13 protein-coding genes are annotated in these 16,246 nt (G+C 65.3%); 11 read left to right on the top strand and 2 right to left on the bottom strand.

Going from position 1 to position 16,246, the window contains the following annotated elements:
- Positions 1 to 13 precede the first annotated feature (13 nt).
- From hisC to A7W11_RS07130, 6 genes are all read left to right on the top strand, one after another.
- Positions 14 to 1,138, top strand: coding sequence for a histidinol-phosphate transaminase (gene hisC / locus A7W11_RS07105; RefSeq protein WP_066410310.1), 1,125 nt, complete (start codon positions 14 to 16; stop codon positions 1,136 to 1,138).
- Entirely contained in the window at positions 1,135 to 2,007 is an 873-nt protein-coding gene (locus A7W11_RS07110) for a prephenate dehydrogenase (RefSeq protein WP_066410311.1), read from the top strand. The genes hisC and A7W11_RS07110 overlap by 4 nt, the downstream gene beginning before the upstream one ends.
- A 30-nt stretch (positions 2,008 to 2,037) precedes the next feature.
- Positions 2,038 to 3,360: a 3-phosphoshikimate 1-carboxyvinyltransferase gene (aroA, locus tag A7W11_RS07115; protein WP_066410312.1), complete on the top strand. Its 1,323-nt coding sequence runs from the start codon at positions 2,038 to 2,040 to the stop codon at positions 3,358 to 3,360.
- 18 nt (positions 3,361 to 3,378) lie between these two features.
- A complete protein-coding gene (cmk, locus tag A7W11_RS07120; RefSeq protein WP_066410313.1) occupies positions 3,379 to 4,092 on the top strand; it encodes a (d)CMP kinase in 714 nt (237 codons plus the stop codon).
- A 198-nt stretch (positions 4,093 to 4,290) separates the two neighbouring features.
- Entirely contained in the window at positions 4,291 to 6,003 is a 1,713-nt protein-coding gene (rpsA, locus tag A7W11_RS07125; protein ID WP_066126134.1) for a 30S ribosomal protein S1, read from the top strand.
- A gap of 3 nt (positions 6,004 to 6,006) precedes the next feature.
- On the top strand, positions 6,007 to 6,372 hold the full coding sequence (locus A7W11_RS07130; protein ID WP_066410314.1) for an integration host factor subunit beta: 366 nt from the start codon (positions 6,007 to 6,009) through the stop codon (positions 6,370 to 6,372).
- Positions 6,373 to 6,507: 135 nt separating this feature from the next.
- On the opposite strand, the gene A7W11_RS07135 is transcribed toward A7W11_RS07130, so the two are convergent.
- On the bottom strand, positions 6,508 to 9,441 hold the full coding sequence (locus A7W11_RS07135) for an HD domain-containing phosphohydrolase (protein WP_082887135.1): 2,934 nt from the start codon (positions 9,439 to 9,441) through the stop codon (positions 6,508 to 6,510).
- Positions 9,442 to 9,701: 260 nt separating this feature from the next.
- Positions 9,702 to 10,787: a tartrate dehydrogenase gene (locus A7W11_RS07140; protein ID WP_066410315.1), complete on the bottom strand. Its 1,086-nt coding sequence runs from the start codon at positions 10,785 to 10,787 to the stop codon at positions 9,702 to 9,704.
- 158 nt (positions 10,788 to 10,945) lie between these two features.
- Here A7W11_RS07140 and A7W11_RS07145 point away from each other — a divergent pair, with 158 nt between their 5' ends.
- The 5 genes from A7W11_RS07145 to A7W11_RS27920 all read left to right on the top strand — a co-directional run bounded on the left by A7W11_RS07145 (position 10,946) and on the right by A7W11_RS27920 (position 16,181).
- A complete protein-coding gene (locus A7W11_RS07145; protein ID WP_066410316.1) occupies positions 10,946 to 11,272 on the top strand; it encodes a LapA family protein in 327 nt (108 codons plus the stop codon).
- Positions 11,273 to 11,320: 48 nt separating this feature from the next.
- Complete coding sequence (lapB, locus tag A7W11_RS07150) at positions 11,321 to 12,544, top strand: lipopolysaccharide assembly protein LapB (protein WP_066410317.1); 1,224 nt, start codon at positions 11,321 to 11,323, stop codon at positions 12,542 to 12,544.
- On the top strand, positions 12,541 to 13,485 hold the full coding sequence (gene rfaE1 / locus A7W11_RS07155; protein ID WP_066410318.1) for a D-glycero-beta-D-manno-heptose-7-phosphate kinase: 945 nt from the start codon (positions 12,541 to 12,543) through the stop codon (positions 13,483 to 13,485). The genes lapB and rfaE1 overlap by 4 nt, the downstream gene beginning before the upstream one ends.
- Positions 13,482 to 14,474, top strand: coding sequence for an ADP-glyceromanno-heptose 6-epimerase (gene rfaD / locus A7W11_RS07160; RefSeq protein ID WP_066410319.1), 993 nt, complete (start codon positions 13,482 to 13,484; stop codon positions 14,472 to 14,474). The genes rfaE1 and rfaD overlap by 4 nt, the downstream gene beginning before the upstream one ends.
- A 1,185-nt stretch (positions 14,475 to 15,659) precedes the next feature.
- Positions 15,660 to 16,181, top strand: a complete 522-nt coding sequence (locus A7W11_RS27920) for a hypothetical protein (RefSeq protein ID WP_156523022.1) — start codon at positions 15,660 to 15,662, stop codon at positions 16,179 to 16,181.
- Positions 16,182 to 16,246 lie beyond the last annotated feature (65 nt).

A 16,246-nucleotide genomic window follows, 5' to 3' on the forward strand; every position in this document is an offset into this window, starting at 1 on the left:
CAGGCTACGCACCATGAGCAACGACAAGACTTTCGCCGCGCCCGCCCACATCAACGCGATCGCGCCGTACCAGGCCGGCAAGCCCATCGACGAACTCGCCCGCGAGTTCGGCCTGGACCCGGCCGGCATCGTCAAGCTGGCCTCCAACGAGAACCCGCTGGGCATGCCCGCCTCGGCGCGCGCCGCCATCGCCGCCGCCGCCGAGGCGCTGGCCCGCTATCCGGATCCGAACGGCTTCGACCTGAAGTCCGCGCTGTCCAAGCGCTACGGCGTGCCGATGGACTGGATCACGCTGGGTAACGGCTCGAACGACATCCTCGAAATCGCGGCGCTGGCGCTGCTGTCGCCGGGCACGTCGGCGGTCTACGCGCAGCATGCCTTCGTCGTCTACAAACTGGCCACGCAGGCCCGCGGCGCCCGCCATATCATGGTGCCGGCGCGCGACTACGGCCATGACCTGGACGCCATGTTCGCGGCCATCGCCGACGACACGCGCCTGCTGTTCATCGCCAACCCCAACAATCCCACCGGCACCTTCATCGGCGGCCCGCAACTGCAGGCCTTCCTTGCACGCGTGCGCGACGCCCACGGCGACCGCGTCACGGTGGTGCTGGACGAGGCCTACAACGAGTACCTCGATCCCGAACTGCGCTTCGACAGCACCGAACTGGTTCGCCAGTTCCCCAACCTGATCGTGTCGCGCACGTTCTCCAAGGCCTATGGCCTGGCCGGCCTGCGCGTGGGCTTCGCGCTGTCGCAGCCGCGCCTGACCGACCTGCTGAATCGCGTGCGCCAGCCGTTCAACGTGAACACGCTGGCCCAGGCGGCCGCCATCGCGGCGCTGGGCGACGCGGCCTATCTGGAGCAGGCCTACGCCGGCAACAAGGCGGGCAAGGCGCAACTGTGCGCGGCCTTCGACAAGCTGGGCCTGCACTACGTGCCCAGCTACGGCAACTTCGTGCTGGTGCACGTGGGCGACGCGCCCCGCATCAACCTCGAACTGCTCAAGCGCGGCGTGATCGTGCGTCCGGTGGCAGGCGACGGCCTGCCCGAGTGGCTGCGCGTCACCATCGGCCTGCCCGGCGAGAACACGCGTTTCATCGAGGCCCTCGAGCAGATCCTGTCGGCAGGCAAATGAGCAACGCCGCACCCGTACTGGCCATCGTCGGCGTCGGCCTGATCGGCGGTTCGTTCGCCGCCGCGCTGCGCCAGGCGGGCAGGGTGGGGCAGGTGCTGGGCGTGGGGCGCAATGCGCAATCGCTGCAGCGCGCCGTCGAGCTGGGCCTGATCGACGAGGCCGTCGATGCCGAGACGGCCGCGCGGCGCGCCGACCTGGTCATGCTGGCCACGCCGGTGGGCAGCCTGGGCGCCGTGCTGGCGCGCATGCGGCCGCACCTGCGGCCCGGCATCGTGCTGACCGATGGCGGCAGCACCAAGGCCGAGGTCGTCGAGGCCGCCCGTGCCGCACTGGGCGATCGCATTGCGTGCTTCGTGCCGGGCCATCCCATCGCGGGCGCCGAGCGCACCGGTCCCGAGGCCGCCGACGCCACGCTGTACCGCGACCGCACCGTGGTGCTGACGCCGCTGCCCGAGAATTCTCCTGAATCCGTCGCGCTCGTGCGCGATGCCTGGCAGGCCTGTGGCGCCGAGGTCATCGACATGGATGCCGACACGCACGACCGCGTGCTGGCGTCCGTCAGCCACATGCCGCACCTGCTGTCCGCCGTCTACATGGCGCAGGTGGCGTCCGCCGAGGATGCCGGACGGCGCCTGGGACTGGCCGGCAGCGGTTTCCGCGATTTCACCCGCATCGCCGCGGGATCGCCCGAGATGTGGCGCGACATTTTCCTGTCCAACAAGCCGGCGCTGCTGGCGGAACTGGCTGCCGTGCGCGGCGTGCTGGACCAGACCGAACAGGCGCTGCGCGACGGCGATGGCCCGGCATTGCTGGCCATGCTAGATCACGCCGCGCAGGCGCGCCGCAACTGGCGCCGCGACCCGCAATGAGCGCGGGCAGCGACACCCAAGGACCCGACCATGAATGAAGCCGACCATCTCGACCTGCCTCATGCCGCGCAGGCGCGCGGCGAGGTGGCCCTGCCAGGGTCCAAGAGCATATCCAACCGCGTGCTGCTGCTGGCGGCGCTGGCCGAGGGCGTGACCGACATCACCGGCCTGCTCGATTCCGACGACACGCGCGTCATGCTGGCCGCGCTGCGCCAGTTGGGCGTGCAGGTCGACGACCACGGCGAGGGCCATGTCACGGTGGGCGGCGCCATGCGCTTTCCCACGCGCCAGGCCGACCTGTTCCTGGGCAACGCGGGCACCGCCTTCCGTCCGCTGACCGCCGCGCTGGCGCTGACGGGCGGCGATTACCGCCTGTCGGGCGTGCCGCGCATGCACGAGCGGCCCATCGGCGACCTGGTCGACGCGCTGCGCGGCCTGGGCGCCGACGTCGATTACCTGGGCCAGGCAGGCTATCCGCCGCTGCACATCAAGGCGGGCGCGCCGCGCGCCGATGCCCCGGTGCGGGTGCAGGGCAATGTCTCCAGCCAGTTCCTGACTGCGCTGCTGCTGGCCTCGCCGCTGCTGGCGCGCGCCACGGGCAAGGACGTCGTCATCGAGGTCGTCGGCGAGCTCATCTCCAAGCCTTACATCGAGATCACGCTGAATCTGATGTCGCGCTACGGCGTGGCCGTGCGGCGCGACGGCTGGCAGCGCTTCACGGTGGCGGCCGACGCGGCCTATCGCAGCCCGGGCCGCATCGCGGTCGAGGGCGACGCGTCCACCGCCTCGTATTTCCTGGCGCTGGGCGCCATTGGCGGCGGTCCGCTGCGCGTCACCGGCGTGGATGCCGGCAGCATCCAGGGCGACGTCGCTTTCACCGAGACATTGCGCGCCATGGGCGCTACGATCGAATCCGGCGATGGCTGGCTGCAGGCCAGCGGCGTGCGGGTGGCGCAGGGCGAGCGACTGCGCGCGTTCGATGCGGATTTCAACCTGATCCCCGACGCCGCCATGACGGCCGCGGCGCTGGCCCTGTATGCAGACGGCCCGTGCCGCCTGCGCAACATCGGCAGCTGGCGGGTCAAGGAAACCGACCGCATCCACGCCATGCACACCGAGCTGGCCAAGCTGGGCGCGCAGGTGGAGTCGGGGCCGGACTGGCTGCGGGTCACGCCGCCGGCAGCGGGCCAATGGCGCGATGCGCACATCGGCACCTGGGACGACCACCGCATGGCCATGTGCTTCTCGCTGGCCGCGTTCGGCCCGGCCGCGGTGCGCATCCTGGATCCGGGCTGCGTCAGCAAGACGTTTCCCGGCTATTTCGACGTCTATGCGAGCCTGGTCAGCTCCTGAATCGATAGAGGGATTCGCATGAATCAATCCCCCGTGGCGCCGGCCGACGGCGCCGTACCGGTCATTGCCATCGACGGCCCCACCGCCTCGGGCAAGGGCACCATCGCCCATCGCGTCGCCGACGCCCTGGGCTGGGCGGTGCTCGACAGCGGCGCGCTATACCGCCTGACCGCCCTGGTCGCCCTCAATCGCGGCATTTCCCCCGACGACGCCCCGGCACTGGCCGAGGCGGCCCGCACGCTGGACGTGCGTTTCGAGGGCTCGTCCATCCTGCTGGAAGGCCAGGAAGTGGCCGATGCCATCCGCCAGGAGCAGGTCGGCAACCTGGCCTCGCGGATCGCCGCCTATCCCGCCCTGCGCGAGGCGCTGCTGGCCCGCCAGCGGGCTTTTCGCCAGGCGCCGGGCCTGGTGGCCGACGGCCGCGACATGGGTACGGTGGTGTTTCCGGACGCCCCATTGAAGATATTTCTGGTGGCGGATGTCGAGGCCAGGGCGCAGAGGCGTTGTAAGCAGTTGATCGACAAGGGAAATCCGGCTAATATTGACGACCTGCTCTCCAAGGTGCTGGAAGATCTGCGTGCACGCGATGCGCGCGACTCGCAACGCGCCGCCGCGCCGCTGGTTGCCGCGGCGGATGCCCGGGAGCTCGATTCGTCGAATCTCACGATCGAGCAAACGGTACAGGCCGTGCTGGATCACTGGCATGCGCGGGCAGGGCAGGCGGAACGGTAATCCGTTCTCTTGCAAGAGCAGTACCGAGTACCCATATTCTGTATCACAGCTGTAGGCCCTGACGGCCAAGCGCGCATCCCCACGGGACCACCCCGCAAGCATGCGTGATGCCGGCAGGTTTCTTTCACTCCGCTGGAGCGGGCAATCCGCCTTGGCGTGTATTCAACCCGGCCATTTTGGCCATGGACGCATAACCTAATGTCTTCCGTTTCCACTTCCGACTTTGGCGGCGAAAGCTTTGCCGCCCTTTTCGCCGAGAGCCTCAAGAACCAGGACATGAAGTCCGGTGAGGTCATCAGCGCTGAAGTCGTTCGCATCGACCACAACTTCGTGGTCGTCAACGCCGGCCTGAAGTCCGAGGCGCTGGTTCCCCTGGAAGAGTTCCTGAACGACCAGGGCGAACTCGAAGTCCAACCCGGCGACTACGTCTCGGTGGCCATCGACTCGCTGGAAAACGGCTACGGCGACACCATCCTGTCGCGTGACCGCGCCAAGCGCCTGTCGGCCTGGCTGCAACTGGAAACCGCGCTCGAGAACGGCGAGCTGGTTACCGGCACCATCACCGGCAAGGTCAAGGGCGGCCTGACCGTCATGACCAACGGCATCCGCGCGTTTCTGCCGGGCTCGCTGGTCGACCTGCGCCCCGTCAAGGACACGACGCCGTACGAAGGCAAGACCCTGGAATTCAAGGTCATCAAGCTGGACCGCAAGCGCAACAACGTCGTGCTGTCGCGCCGCCAGGTGCTGGAAGCCAGCATGGGCGAAGAGCGCCAGAAGCTGCTCGAAACCCTGCACGAAGGTGCCGTGGTCAAGGGCGTGGTCAAGAACATCACCGACTACGGCGCGTTCGTGGACCTGGGCGGTATCGACGGCCTGCTGCACATCACCGACATGGCATGGCGCCGCGTGCGTCACCCGTCCGAAGTCCTGCAAGTGGGTCAGGAAGTCGAAGCCAAGGTCCTCAAGTTCGACCAGGAAAAGAGCCGCGTCTCGCTGGGCGTCAAGCAACTGGGCGAAGATCCTTGGGTGGGCCTGGCCCGTCGCTACCCGCAGGGCACCCGTCTGTTCGGCAAGGTCACCAACCTGACCGACTACGGCGCGTTCGTGGAAGTCGAAGCCGGCATCGAAGGCCTGGTGCACGTCTCCGAAATGGACTGGACCAACAAGAACGTCGATCCGCGCAAGGTTGTCACCCTGGGCGAAGAAGTCGAAGTCATGGTCCTGGAGATCGACGAAGACCGTCGCCGTATCTCGCTGGGCATGAAGCAGTGCCGCCAGAACCCGTGGGAAGAGTTCGCCACCAACTTCAAGCGTGGCGACAAGGTCCGCGGCGCCATCAAGTCGATCACCGACTTCGGTGTGTTCGTCGGCCTGCCCGGCGGCATCGATGGCCTGGTCCACCTGTCCGACCTGTCGTGGACGGAAACCGGCGAAGAAGCCGTGCGCAACTTCAAGAAGGGCGACGAGCTCGAAGCCGTGGTTCTGGGCATCGACACCGACAAGGAACGCATCTCGCTGGGCATCAAGCAGCTGGAAGGCGACCCCTTCAACAACTTCGTGGCTACCTATGACAAGGGCGCCGTCGTTCCTGGCACGATCAAGTCGGTCGAAGCCAAGGGCGCCGTCATCACCCTGTCCGTGGACGTCGAAGGCTACCTGCGCGCTTCCGAAATCTCGGCTGGCCGTGTCGAAGACGCCACCACCGTGCTGAAGGCCGGCGAGAACGTCGAAGCCATGATCATCAACGTCGACCGCAAGGCGCGTTCGATCCAGCTGTCGATCAAGGCTCGCGACAACGCCGAAACCGCTGAAACCATCCAACGCATGTCGGATGCCAGCGCTTCGTCGGGCACCACCAACCTGGGCGCCCTGCTGAAGGCCAAGCTGGACCAACAGCGTAACGACGGTTGATAAGTGACCAAGTCGGAGCTGATCGCCGCGCTGGCGGCCCGCTATCCCCAGTTGGCCGCCCGCGACACCGATTACGCCGTCAAGACCATGCTTGACGCGATGACCCAGGCCCTGGCCTCGGGTCAACGCATCGAGATCCGTGGTTTCGGCAGCTTTTCGTTGTCGCAACGGTCGCCAAGGATCGGGCGCAACCCCAAGTCGGGCGAACAAGTGCTGGTGCCTGGTAAGCAGGTGCCGCACTTCAAGGCCGGCAAGGAACTGCGCGAACGCGTGGATCTGGTTGCCAGCGAGCGGGACGGCGCGGCCGCGTCGGGTTCTGTGGATTCCGATCCGCAGGCCTCGACGATGGACATGCATGCGATGCACTGACTGAAGCACTTCGACCCGGCAATACCCCAGAAGGCCCTCCATTTGGAGGGCCTTCTGTCTTTGGGGCGGGTAGCGGGAGCCAGGAACTCCCGGCCGCATCGGCCTGGACGGCCCGCCCATCCCTGCGGTGGTTGCTCAGCCTGCCGGTTGCGGCTCCGGCAGATAAGAGGCCACGTCCACCTCGTCGATCTGCTGCGCCGCAAGATAAGTTTCCGCGTAGCGTTGAAAAACCCCCGAGGTCAGGAACAGCTTGAACAGGTCGCCGTCGATGTGCCCGCGATCGCGGAAGCCCGCCAGGATATGCACCGCCTCCGACAGCGGCTTGGCCTTCTTGTAGGGCCGATCGGAGGACGTGAGCGCCTCGAAGATGTCGGCGATGGCCATGATGCGCGCCGGAATCGACAACTGGTCGGCGCGCAGCCGGCGCGGATAGCCCGTGCCGGTCAGCGTTTCGTGGTGCGTGCCCGCGTACTCGGGCACGCGCTGCAGATTGGGCGGCAGCGGCAACTGGTCGAGCATCACGATGGTCTGGATGATGTGCTCGTTGATCTTGAAGCGTTCTTCCGGCGTCAGTGTGCCGCGCTCGATGGTCAGGTTGTGCAGCTCGCCGAAGTTGTACAGGTCCTTGGGCACTTCCATGCGGAAGCCGTAGCGTTCGTCGTAGCGGTTGCGGTCGGTGCGCGGCACGACGTGTTCGGGCCGGTCGGCCAGCAGGTGTTCGCGTACCGGCAGCTCTGGCACGGGCAGTTCCGCCATGCGGTCCTGTTCGGCATAGGACAGGCCGATGCGGTCGTCGAAATAACGCAGCCAGGTGCGCTCGCCGATCTGGCGCAGCCGTTCGGCCGTGCCGGGGGCCATGGCTTCGCCGCCGATGTTGCATTGGGCGATGAAGGCATAGTCTTCATGCAACTGCGCGCGCAGCGTCTCGTAATCGCGTTGCGCGCCCGAGGCATCGGTGCCCGACAGCAGCGACTGCAGGCGCTGGATCTCGGCGTCGCGCAGCAACACCTCGAAGCGGGTACGGATCTCGTGGATGCGGTTGTAGATGGTTTCCAGCTTGGTGGCCTTGTCCACCACGTGCTCCGGCGTGGTGACCTTGCCGCAATCGTGCAGCCAGGTGCCGATGCGGAACTCGCGCCATTCGTCGTCGGTCTCGAAGCGGAAGTCGGCCAGCGGACCGCTCTTCACCTCGCAGGCCTCTTCGGCCAGCATGCGGGCCAGTTCGGGCACACGGGCGCAATGCGCGCCCGTATAGGCGCTCTTGGCATCGATGGCGCCGGCAATCAGCTTGAGCATCGAATCCATCAGCTCGCGCTGCGAGGCGATCAGGTTCAGGTTTTCCAGCGCGATGCCGGCCTGCGCCGCCAGCGTCTGCGCATAACGCACCGTTTCGGCGTCGAAGTTCACGTCGCCGTGGCCGGACAGCACCAGCACGCCCAGCGGCTTGTCGCCGCGCGCCAGCACCGGCACCGCCAGCAGCGCGCTGGGTTCGCCGCCCGGCAGCAGGCGCTGCACGCCCAGGTCGAATTCGTGCACGGAGCTGTCCAGCCGCAACGGCCGTTTGTGCGTCAGTGCCCACACACAGGGATCCAGCGGCGTGTCTTCCGAGGATACGTGCAGGGCAGGGGTGGGCCAGTCGTGATTGTCCTCGAACGCATGCGCGGCCAGTTGCAGCGTATCGGGGCGGATACATAGCCAGAACTGGCCGGCATGCGCATGCCCCAGTTGGCAGGCGCTTTCCAGGATCTGGCTTAGTACCGTGTCGCGGCTACGGCGCGACGCCAGTTGCATGCCGCTGTCCAGCAGGCGCTGCAGGTTGACGCGGGCGTCGTCCAGCGCCTGCGTGCGCTGCCGGATGGCCGTCTTCATCGTGTGCTGGGCACGGCCCAGCAGGTCGATCTCGTGGAAGATCGAGTGGACCGTGCGCTCGCCGCCGAAATCCAGGCGCTGGATGCGCTCTGCCTCGGCGGCCAGCCGCTCCAGCGCGCCGGAGATGCGCCGGGCCACCAGATAGGTCAGCGGCAGGCACAGCGCCAGGATCGCAATGCCATACAGCAGCAGGCCGTTACGGGCGGTATCCACCGAACCGGTGTACAGATTCATCGGCGCGAAGGCCACGACATGAATGGCGGTGCGGGGCGTGATGGCCACCGAGCGGCTGGCGTAGGCCAGGTCGGCGCCGTCCACGTTGATGATCTGCGTGCCGTTTTGCCGCAGCAATTGCGCCGCCTGCAGGAACAGGGGGTTGGTCGTGCGCGAGGCGAGCTGCGTCGCCTCGATCTGGGGGGCGTTGAAATTGCGGCTGGCGTGGGTGGCCAGCACGCGGCCCCGGTCGTCAGTGATCAGGATGCCGCCGTCGCGGCCTTCCAGCGAATCCGCGGCGAAGCTTTCCAGGTCGCCCAGCGAGACGTCCGCGCCGAATACCCCATTGCCCTCGCGCAGCGCACGCGACAAGGTCAGGCCCAGCCCCTGCAGCGAGTCGTAGACATAGGGATCCGTGATGTGCACGCCCGACGTGGCCAGGGCGCTGTCGTACCAGGGGCGCGAGCTCGGCACGTAGGTGGCCGGGTTGACCAGCGTGCCCAGTTCTTTTTCGTTGTTGGCCAGGAAGCGATAGGTTTCGGTTCGCTCGGTGGGATCGATCAGGCGGACGGCGTAGTAAGTGCCTGCCGGTGCATGGATGCGGTCGGCGATGCGGGTATCGCCGCGCACGCCGATCACCTGCAGGAATGCGCCGTTGCCGAAGCCGTAGTACAGGCTGTAGATACGCGGATGCGCACGCAGGGAGGCCGTCAGGGCGGGCACCAGCGTGGTTTCGTTGATCCTGCCGTCGGCCAGGACCTGCTGCGGCAACAGTATCGACTGCGCGTCGACCACGTCCGCGGCGTTGGCCAGCACGGCCTGCAACTGGTCGGCGTTGCGCTGCGCGATCAGCGAGAACACCGTGCTGGCGCTGTCCTCGGACAGGTTGCGCAGCTTGGACATGGAGAACACGATCATGACCGTCGTCAGTGCCAGCACGAACGCGCCCAGCAACATGGTGGGCAGCAGGTGAAAGCGGACTTTCATGAGGTGAGTTCCTACGCGAAGACGCCATGGACCGATGCCCAATGCGATCGTAAAGGATACTGCGGCAATTAGACACCGATAGTTACAACAAGCGTGAAAACTGTCGGCGGCTCCATAGGATTAACCCCTAATGCCATGAGGACTGCACCGGTGTGGTGCGAGCGTTCAGGGGCGATTCGGCCCGTGAGGGCAGGGGAAGGCACCGGGTAGCAAGGGCCGGCGCCGCGAGGCCCGATCTTGCGACCGGGCCTCGATGGCGATCAGACCGCCTCGATGGCGCGGGCGATGGCCAGGCCGGCCTCGGTGGTCGAGGCGCGGCCGCCCAGGTCGGGCGTGACGTCGCCGTCCAGCAGCGTCTTCTCGATGGCGCGCAGGATGGTGTCGTGCGCCTCGCGGTACTTGCCTTCGCCGTGGCCCAGGAAATCCAGCATCATCGCGCCCGACCAGATCATGCCGATGGGGTTGGCGATGTTCTTGCCGTAGATGTCGGGGGCCGAACCGTGCACGGGCTCGAACAGCGAAGGGAACTTGCGCTCGGGGTTCAGGTTGGCCGACGGGGCGATGCCGATGGTGCCGGTGCACGCCGGACCCAGGTCGGACAGGATGTCGCCGAACAGGTTCGAGGCCACCACCACGTCGAAGCGTTCCGGACTGAGGACGAAGCGCGCGGCCAGGATGTCGACGTGGTATTTGTCCCAGCGGACGTCCGGGTAATGCTTGGCCATGGCTTCGACGCGTTCGTCCCAGTAGGGCATGCTGATCGAGATGCCGTTGGACTTGGTGGCCGAGGTCAGGTGCTTCTTGGGGCGGCTTTGCGCCAGGTCGAAGGCGTACTTCAGGATGCGGTCGGTGCCGCGGCGCGTGAAGATCGACTCCTGCAGCACGAATTCCTGCTCGGTGCCCTCGAACATGCGGCCGCCCACCGACGAGTACTCGCCCTCGGTGTTCTCGCGCACCACGTAGAAATCGATGTCGCCGGGCTTGCGGCCGGCCAGCGGCGAGGGCACGCCGGGCATCAGGCGCACCGGGCGCAGGTTCACGTACTCGTCGAACTGGCGGCGGAATTTCAGCAGCGAGCCCCACAGCGAGATATGGTCGGGCACCGTGTCGGGCCAGCCCACCGCGCCGAAGAACAGCGCCTCGCAGTCTTTCAACTGGTCGTACCAGTCGGGCGGCATCATGTCGCCATGCTCGGCGTAGTAGTCGCAACTGGCCCAATCGATGTGCTTGAGTTCCAGCTGGATGCCAAAACGCCTGGCGGTGGCTTCCAGCGCGCGCACGCCTTCGGGCATGACTTCCTTGCCGATTCCGTCTCCGGGAATGACTGCGATCTTGTGAGTTTTCAAGGCGACCTCTGGTTGTGGTGCGGACAGTAGGGGGATGCAAAAAAGCCCGGCGGCAAGCCATGTGCCGCGAACCGATCCATCATAAACGCAGCCGCGCGGGCAGCGCGCGGCGGGTTGCGCTTACAATCTATGTCTCGATTTTCTAGGAGCATCGCGCCATGCGCTATCTCGTCTGGGCCCTGCGGCTGCTGGTTTTCGTTGCGGTGCTGATGTTCGCCCTCAAGAACACCGAGCCGGTCGCCGTCAAGTTCTACGCCGATTACGTCGTGCAGAACGTTCCCTTGATCGTGGTGATGCTGGCCGCCTTCGTGGTCGGCGCCCTGTTCGGCCTGCTGCTCAGCGTGCCTGCCACCATGCGCCGCCGCCGCGAGGCCATCCGCCTGCGCCGCGAGGTCGATCGCCTGCAGGCGCAACTGAACGGCGGCCCGGCGCCCGCCCCGGCGACGGTCGCGCCCGAGTCCGTGGCGCCCATGTCGCCGCTGTAAGCGGGCCTTGCGGCCTGTCCGTCCTGATTTTCCGCACGAGTCCGAAACGTGGATTTTGAACCCTGGTGGTTGATTTTCCTGCCCATGCTGTTCGCATTGGGCTGGCTGGCGGCGCGGTTCGATTTCAGGCAGATGCTGCGCGAGACGCGCACGCTGCCCGATTCGTATTTTCGCGGCCTGAATTTCCTGCTTAACGAAGAACCCGACCGCGCCATCGACGCCTTCGTCGAGGTCGCCAAGCTCGACCCGGAAACCACCGAGCTGCACTTTGCGCTGGGCAGCCTGTTCCGGCGCCGTGGCGAAATGGAGCGCGCCATCCGCGTGCACCAGAGCCTGCTCAACCGCTCCGACCTGCCCGTGGTCGAGCGTGACCACGCCCAGCACGAATTGGCCCAGGATTTCCTGAAGGCCGGCATGCTGGATCGCGCCGAGAGCGCCTTCGGCCAGTTGAAGGACACGCGCTATGCGCTGCCCGCGCTGCGCTCGCTGATCCGCATCTACGAGTCCGAGCACGACTGGGGCCGCGCCATCGAGGCCGTCAAGAACCTGCAGGCCCTGGCCGACGAGCCGGTGCCGCAGATCGTGCACTACCACTGCGAACTGGCCCAGACGGCGCTGGGCGCCAAGCCGGCCCCCGACCTGGAAACCGCCCACTCCGCGCTGGATGCCGCCGACAACGCGGCCCAGGCTGCCGAGCGCGCGGGCCATGCGCCCAAGGGCGGCCGGGTGCGCATCGCCATGCTGCGGGCCAAGCTGGCGGCCATCGAGAACGATCCCAAGGCCGAGCGCCTGTACCTGGGTTCGGTGCTGTCCGAGGCCCCGGAATTCGCGGGCCTGGTCGCCGAGTCGCTGCTGGCCAACTACCGCAACGCCGGCCAGCCGGCCGAAGGCCTGGAAGCCCTGCGCCGCCAGTACGAGCGCCATGCCTCGCTGGACCTGTTCAACGTAGTGTTCCGCGAGCTGCGCGTGCAGCAGGGCGGCGGCCCCGCCTGGACCTTCGCCCGCGAGGCCCTGCGCCATCATCCCTCGCTGCTGGGCCTGGACAGGCTGCTCGAGGCCGAACTGGCCACGCCGGCCGACGCGCCCAAGGATGCCGCGGTGCCCGGGGGCGACCTGGGCCTCTTGCGCAGCCTGATCCACAAGCATACGCAGCGCCTGGACCGCTATTCCTGCCGGTCCTGCGGCTTCCAGCCGCGCCGCTTCTACTGGCAATGCCCCGGCTGCAACGCCTGGGAAACCTACGCACCGCGCCGCCTGGAAGAACTTCAATGAACCTGCAATTCCCCACTGCCGCCGTCAGCCGCTGCCGCGTGCTGGTCGTGGGCGACGTCATGCTGGACCGCTACTGGTTCGGCGAGGTCGACCGCATCTCGCCCGAGGCCCCGGTGCCCGTGGTGCGCGTGGCGCGCCGCGAAGACCGCCTGGGTGGCGCGGCCAACGTGGCGCGCAACATCGCCGCGTTGGGCGCAAAGGTCACCCTGGTGGGCGTGGTCGGCGCGGACGAGGCGGGCGACCGCATCGCCCGCATGTCGGCCGAGGCCGGCGTGGATGCCGACCTGATCCGGGATGCCGAACATCCCACTACGCTGAAGATGCGCGTGCTGGGCCGCGCGCAGCAGTTGCTGCGTGTCGATTTCGAACAGCATCCCGAGCCGATTGCCCTGGATGGCATCGACGCCGCCATGGCGCGCCATGTTTCCCGCCACGACGTCATCGTGCTGTCCGACTACGCCAAGGGTGCATTGGATCGCGTGTCTTCCCTGATCGCCCTCGCGCGTTCGGGGGGCGTGCCGGTGCTGGTCGACCCCAAGGGCGACGATTACGCGCGCTATCGCGGCGCCACGCTCGTCACCCCCAACCGTTCCGAAATGCAGCAGGCCGTGGGCCGCTGGAATACGGAATCCGAACTGACCGACCGCGCCCAGCGGCTGCGCGCCGAGCTGGAACTGGAGGCGCTGCTGGTCACGCGTTCCGAGCAGGGCATGACCCTGTTCCACGATGCCGGCCGCGAGCACGTCGATGCCCAGGCGCACGAAGTGTTCGACGTGTCCGGCGCGGGCGACACCGTGCTGGCCACGCTGGCCGTGATGCGCGGCGCGGGCCTGCCGTGGCTGGACGCCATGCAGTGGGCCAACCGCGCCGGCGGCATCGTCGTCGGCAAGCTCGGCACTTCCATCGTCACCGCCGAAGAATTGGCAGGAGAAGCGACATGATCATCGTCACCGGCGCCGCTGGTTTCATCGGCAGCAACATCGTGCGCGGTCTGAACCGCCGTGGCATCCAGGACATCATCGCCGTGGATGACCTGACCGAAGGCGACAAGTTTCGCAATCTGGTGGATTGCAGTATTGCGGATTATCTGGATCGCGACGATTTCCGTGCGCGGGTGCATAGCGGCGATCTGCCTGAAATCCAGGCCGTGTTCCACCAGGGCGCTTGCTCGGACACCACCGAGCGCGACGGGCATTACATGATGGATAACAACTACCGCGTCACGCTGGAGTTGTTCGAGTTCTGCCAGGCGCGGAAGGTGCCGTTCATCTATGCGTCGTCAGCGGCGGTGTATGGCGGGTCGTCGGTGTATGTGGAAGATCCGGCCAACGAAGGTCCGTTGAATGTGTACGGGTATTCGAAGCTGCTGTTCGATCAGGTGCTGCGTCGTCGTATGCAGGCCGGGTTGACCGCGCAGGTGGTGGGATTGCGGTACTTCAATGTGTATGGCCCGCACGAGCAGCACAAGGGGCGCATGGCGTCCGTGGCCTTCCACAACATGAACCAGTTCCTGGCGGAAGGGCATGTGAGGCTGTTCGCGGGGTGGGATGGGTATGTGGACGGCGGCCAGAGCCGGGATTTCATCTCGGTGGAGGATGTGGTCGCGGTGAATCTGCATTTCCTGGATCATCCGGAACAGTCGGGCGTGTTCAACTGCGGCACGGGACGGGCGCAACCGTTCAATGACGTGGCAGCGGCGGTGGTGAATACGCTGCGGGCCGAGCAGGGGGATGCGGAGCTGCCACTGGATGAGCTGGTGAAGGCCGGATTCATTCGGTATATCGCGTTTCCGGATGATTTGAAGGGTCGGTATCAGAGCTATACCCAGGCGGATGTCACGAAGCTGCGCGCGGCGGGGTTTGCGGCGGCGATGCGGGATGTGGCGACGGGGGTGGGTGAGTATGTGAAGTATTGGCGGGCCAAGGGCTGATCGTCCGCGTGGTTCGCCGCCAAACAGAAAAGCGCTTCTTCGGAAGCGCTTTTTTTTGGCTTGTGCGCCTAGCATGGGTGCACTCCTGCGGGTGCAAGTCCCGCCGTAAGTAGATCACGACGAACGAAGCGAAACGCAACTGCATGAGGGTGACCGAGTGTGGGGAGGAAGCGTGTAGCGTAAATCGCGAGCCGATGGACAAGAACCGGATAGAAGGCGTTGCCGAGCAGGGCGAGCGGGCAAGCAACCGCGAAGCTCTAGTGGTCAAGGCGAGGCGGCGTAGATCCGGCGGTTGTGCGATGAAGGAGTGCGCAATTACCTGGGGAGATCTCGCCTTGTGCCTGAAAGGGCGACAGCGCAAGCTGGAGCGAGAAGTCAGCAGAGGTCGTAGTAGCCGGAGTATCGGGGCTGGTGAGGCCAGAAGATAAACGGCGAAGGACCGAAGGATAGGGAGGGCAAGCGCTCTGATTATCGGAATCGAAGCGTCTCAGATGTTCGCGAAAGCGAAGCTCGCCAGAGAGGTGGATAGGGTGAAGCCCGACAGGCCGTGGCAGCGAGAAATCGAATCCGCCGAATCAGGTCAGGTAAGTCCAGGAGCCGGGTCGGCAGTGCCCCAAGCCCGGCGACCTCAACTTATTCAACCGCCCAGTGCGGACCCGCATGCCGGGTAGTGTGGCAGGGGCGCAGCCCGTAAGGGCTGCCCCCTATGCCGATTTGTGGGCTTCACTTCTGGTTTTTTGGTGGAGGTTTTCTGATTATGACTAGGGGTTAATTAATTTTCATTTTTATGGTTTTTTGGATAGATTGAGGGCTGGTACGCCCATCTACTCTCAGGGGCTGAAGAGGGTCGCGTACAGACAGTCGTATGAGCGCCGCTGGACTTGCCGGGGGGCGGCGGCAACTGCTTCTGGATTCGGATCCAGGGCCTGGATCGGGGTCTTCTCATCGACCGAGAGCTTCGCGGCATTCTCGGTTGAGTTCGTATACCGCCAGACCACATCGATCTCCTTTTCGGCAAGGCGCGGATCGGCACTGATCTTGAGGATTCCGTATCCGGTGCAGCGTCAGGTCGACTGGCCGGGATGTGCTGCGTAGTCAGAGTGAGGATCTCGCACACCTGCTGCTACGACTGCTTGCGACGGGCGATGGATAAAATTTCTTTCGTGATGAAAGTAAGGGTGTGTTATGAATTGGTTGAGAAAAAATAGTTGGAGAAATGGTGTCAGATTGGTTATGGCGGCCATAATTTTCTTCTTCCTTGTTTTGCCTGATTTTTATACGTATTTAAATAAGATTCCGCCAGAATCGGAATGGAAGCGGACGGTTGGTGTTGTGGATTTTAAATATAAAAAAGGCCGAGGGAATTTGATGGCTGTTGGTGGGGTGCCTGTTTCTTGTGCGGGGAATGTGCACCTTTCTCAGGATTGCATCTATGGGGAACAGGCTAGAGAGTCATTGAGAGGCAGCGAGGTGGAGGCGGTGTGGTTTAGATGGTCGATATATCCGATGGTCTACGAGAATCGTTTGCTGTCTCTGCGGAGGGGAGCGGCGGTAATCGTGTCGATAGAGGAGACGCGCTCTGAAATTGACAAGGGTTTTGATCGGTTGATGCGCTCGACAATTATTCAGTTGATATTCATGTCGTTGGCGTGGATTGCGGCGGAATGGTTGATGAGAAAGAACGAGCGGGGTAGCGATCTTGCTTAGTGATTTATCGGAGTTTTGTGATATTTGATTAATCGAAACTTTATATTTTTGTGATGAGGGTGTAT

Source organism: Bordetella ansorpii (assembly GCF_900078315.1).
Lineage (GTDB): Bacteria > Pseudomonadota > Gammaproteobacteria > Burkholderiales > Burkholderiaceae_B > Bordetella > Bordetella ansorpii.

What these genes read in the sequence shown, in the direction of transcription:
- A7W11_RS07110 (WP_066410311.1), top strand. Translation starts at nt 1,135, where the DNA reads ATGAGCAACGCCGCACCCGTACTGGCCATCGTCGGCGTCGGCCTGATC.
- rpsA (WP_066126134.1), top strand. Translation starts at nt 4,291, where the DNA reads ATGTCTTCCGTTTCCACTTCCGACTTTGGCGGCGAAAGCTTTGCCGCC.
- hisC (WP_066410310.1), top strand. Translation starts at nt 14, where the DNA reads ATGAGCAACGACAAGACTTTCGCCGCGCCCGCCCACATCAACGCGATC.
- rfaD (WP_066410319.1), top strand. Translation starts at nt 13,482, where the DNA reads ATGATCATCGTCACCGGCGCCGCTGGTTTCATCGGCAGCAACATCGTG.
- cmk (WP_066410313.1), top strand. Translation starts at nt 3,379, where the DNA reads ATGAATCAATCCCCCGTGGCGCCGGCCGACGGCGCCGTACCGGTCATT.
- A7W11_RS07145 (WP_066410316.1), top strand. Translation starts at nt 10,946, where the DNA reads ATGCGCTATCTCGTCTGGGCCCTGCGGCTGCTGGTTTTCGTTGCGGTG.
- aroA (WP_066410312.1), top strand. Translation starts at nt 2,038, where the DNA reads ATGAATGAAGCCGACCATCTCGACCTGCCTCATGCCGCGCAGGCGCGC.
- rfaE1 (WP_066410318.1), top strand. Translation starts at nt 12,541, where the DNA reads ATGAACCTGCAATTCCCCACTGCCGCCGTCAGCCGCTGCCGCGTGCTG.
- A7W11_RS27920 (WP_156523022.1), top strand. Translation starts at nt 15,660, where the DNA reads ATGAATTGGTTGAGAAAAAATAGTTGGAGAAATGGTGTCAGATTGGTT.
- A7W11_RS07135 (WP_082887135.1), bottom strand. Translation starts at nt 9,441, where the DNA reads ATGAAAGTCCGCTTTCACCTGCTGCCCACCATGTTGCTGGGCGCGTTC.